The 2876-nt window shown below is 68.9% G+C and carries 3 protein-coding genes; all 3 read left to right on the top strand.

Translation table 11 applies throughout. The features are described 5' to 3' along the window. A partial coding sequence (locus VE614_RS33020) for a transketolase-like TK C-terminal-containing protein (protein ID WP_324945870.1) occupies window positions 1–637 on the top strand: 637 nt, incomplete at its 5' end. 34 nt (window positions 638–671) lie between these two features. Then, entirely contained in the window at window positions 672–1790 is a 1119-nt protein-coding gene (gene tal / locus VE614_RS33015; RefSeq protein ID WP_324945867.1) for a transaldolase, read from the top strand. Window positions 1791–1794: 4 nt separating this feature from the next. Continuing rightward, window positions 1795–2876 (top strand): glucose-6-phosphate dehydrogenase (zwf, locus tag VE614_RS33010; protein WP_324945864.1); only part of this gene is annotated, 1082 nt, incomplete at its 3' end.

The raw sequence follows: 2876 nt of genomic DNA, 5'->3' as shown, positions 1-2876 counted from the left end.
GCACGACTCCATCGGCCTCGGCGAGGACGGCCCGACCCACCAGCCGGTCGAGCACCTGGCCGCGCTGCGCGCCATCCCGGGCCTGAACGTCGTCCGCCCGGCCGACGCCAACGAGACCGCCATCGCCTGGCGCGAGATCCTCAAGCGGTACACCAAGGAGTTCGGCAAGGGCCAGCCGCACGGTCTGGCGCTGACCCGGCAGGGCGTGCCGACCTATGAGCCCAACGACGACGCGGCCAAGGGCGGCTACGTCCTGTTCGAGGCCGACGGCGGTGAGCCGCAGGTGATCCTGATCGCCACCGGCTCCGAGGTGCACGTCGCCGTCGAGGCCCGCGAGGCGCTCCAGGCCGATGGTGTGCCCACCCGCGTGGTGTCGATGCCGTCCGTCGAGTGGTTCGAGCAGCAGGACCCTGGGTACCGGGACAGCGTCCTGCCGCCGCACGTGAAGGCGCGTGTCGCGGTCGAGGCCGGCATCGGTCTCACCTGGCACAAGTACGTCGGGGACGCCGGCCGGATCGTCTCCCTGGAGCACTTCGGTGCCTCCGCCGACGGCAAGGTGCTCTTCCGCGAATACGGCTTCACCGCGGAGAACGTGGCAGCCGTGGCCCGGGAATCGCTCGCCGCCGCCCAGCGCTGACGCTCATATACGACACGTAGGAGATGCATTTTCCATGACAGACGCACTGAAGCGCCTCTCCGAGGAAGGCGTCGCGATCTGGCTGGACGACCTGTCGCGCAAGCGGATCACCTCGGGCAACCTCGCCGAGCTGATCGACCAGCAGCACGTCGTGGGCGTCACCACCAACCCGACCATCTTCCAGAAGGCGATCTCCGAGGGCGACGGCTACGACCAGCAGCTGTCCGACCTCGCCGCCCGCAAGGTGACGGTCGAAGAAGCCATCCGCATGATCACCACGGCGGACGTCCGGGACGCCGCCGACATCCTGCGCCCGGTCTTCGACGCGACCGGCGGCCAGGACGGCCGGGTCTCCATCGAGGTCGACCCGCGCCTGGCGCACGACACCAAGGCGACCGTCGCCGAGGCCAAGCAGCTCGCCTGGCTGGTGGACCGTCCGAACACGCTGATCAAGATCCCGGCCACCGAGGCGGGCCTGCCCGCGATCACCGAGGTCATCGGCAACGGCATCAGCGTCAACGTCACGCTGATCTTCTCGCTCGAGCGCTACCGCAAGGTCATGGACGCCTACCTCGCCGGCCTGGAGAAGGCCAAGGAGAAGGGTCTCGACCTCTCGCAGATCCACTCCGTGGCGTCCTTCTTCGTGTCCCGCGTGGACACCGAGATCGACAAGCGGATCGACGCGCTCGGCACCGACGAGGCCAAGGCGCTGCGCGGCAAGGCCGCCCTCGCCAACGCCCGGCTCGCCTACCAGGCGTACGAGGAGGTCTTCTCCTCGGACCGCTGGAGCGCGCTGGAGAAGGCGGGCGCCAACAAGCAGCGTCCGCTGTGGGCCTCCACCGGCGTGAAGGACAAGGCGTACAAGTCCACGCTGTACGTCGACGAGCTGGTCGCGCCGAACACGGTGAACACCATGCCGGAGGCCACCCTGCTGGCCACCGAGGAGTCGGGTGAGATCACCGGCGACACCATCGCCGGCACGTACGAGCAGGCCCGCGCCGACCTCGACGCCGTCGAGCGGCTCGGGATCAAGTACGACGACGTGGTGCAGCTCCTGGAGGACGAGGGCGTCGACAAGTTCGAGGCGTCCTGGAACGACCTGCTGAAGTCGACCGAGGCCGAGCTGAAGCGCCTCGCCCCCGCGGAGGGCTGACACCTTGTCTCCCTCCGTCACAGGAGCGAATCCGCTTCGTGACCCCGCAGACCGACGGCTCCCGCGTATCGCGGGGCCGTCGGGCCTGGTCATCTTCGGCGTCACGGGGGATCTGTCGCGCAAGAAGCTGATGCCGGCCGTCTACGACCTCGCCAACCGCGGTCTGCTGCCGCCGGGCTTCTCGCTCATCGGCTTCGCCCGCCGCGAGTGGCAGCACGAGGACTTCGCGCAGGAGGTCCACGACGCCGTCAAGGAGCACGCCCGTACCCCCTTCCGCGAGGAGGTCTGGCAGCAGCTCATCCAGGGCATGCGGTTCGTCCAGGGCACCTTCGACGACGACGAGGCGTTCGAGAGGCTGCGCGCCACCATCGAGGAGCTGGACAAGGCACAGGGCACGGGCGGCAACTTCGCCTTCTACCTGTCCGTGCCGCCGCGCTCCTTCCCGGTGGTCATCCAGCAGCTGAAGAAGCACGGGCTGGCGGACCAGACCGGCGGCTCCTGGCGGCGCGCGGTCATCGAGAAGCCGTTCGGCCACGACCTGAAGTCGGCCGAGGAGCTGAACAAGGTCGTGCACGAGGTCTTCGCCCCGGACCAGGTCTTCCGCATCGATCACTACCTGGGCAAGGAGACCGTCCAGAACATCCTGGCGCTGCGCTTCGCCAACACGATGTTCGAACCGATCTGGAACCGGTCCTTCGTGGACCATGTGCAGATCACCATGGCCGAGGACATCGGCATCGGCGGCCGGGCCGGCTACTACGACGGCATCGGCGCCGCCCGTGACGTCATCCAGAACCACCTGCTCCAGCTGCTCGCGCTCACCGCGATGGAGGAGCCCGCCTCCTTCGACGCGGACGCGCTGGCCGCGGAGAAGACGAAGGTGCTCGGCGCCGTGCGGCTGCCGAAGGACCTGGGCCGCGACACCGTGCGCGCCCAGTACTCGGCGGGCTGGCAGGGCGGCGCGCAGGTGCGCGGCTATCTGGAGGAGGAGGGCATCGACCCGGACTCCAAGACCGACACCTACGCCGCGATCAAGCTGGGCATCGACAACCGCCGCTGGGCGGGCGTCCCCTTCTACCTGCGCAC

The sequence above is a fragment of the Streptomyces sp. genome (genome assembly GCF_035645055.1).
Lineage (GTDB): Bacteria > Actinomycetota > Actinomycetes > Streptomycetales > Streptomycetaceae > Streptomyces.
The sequence above is the reverse complement of the archived record's forward strand: the minus strand, read 5'-3'. Positions and strand labels throughout refer to the sequence as shown.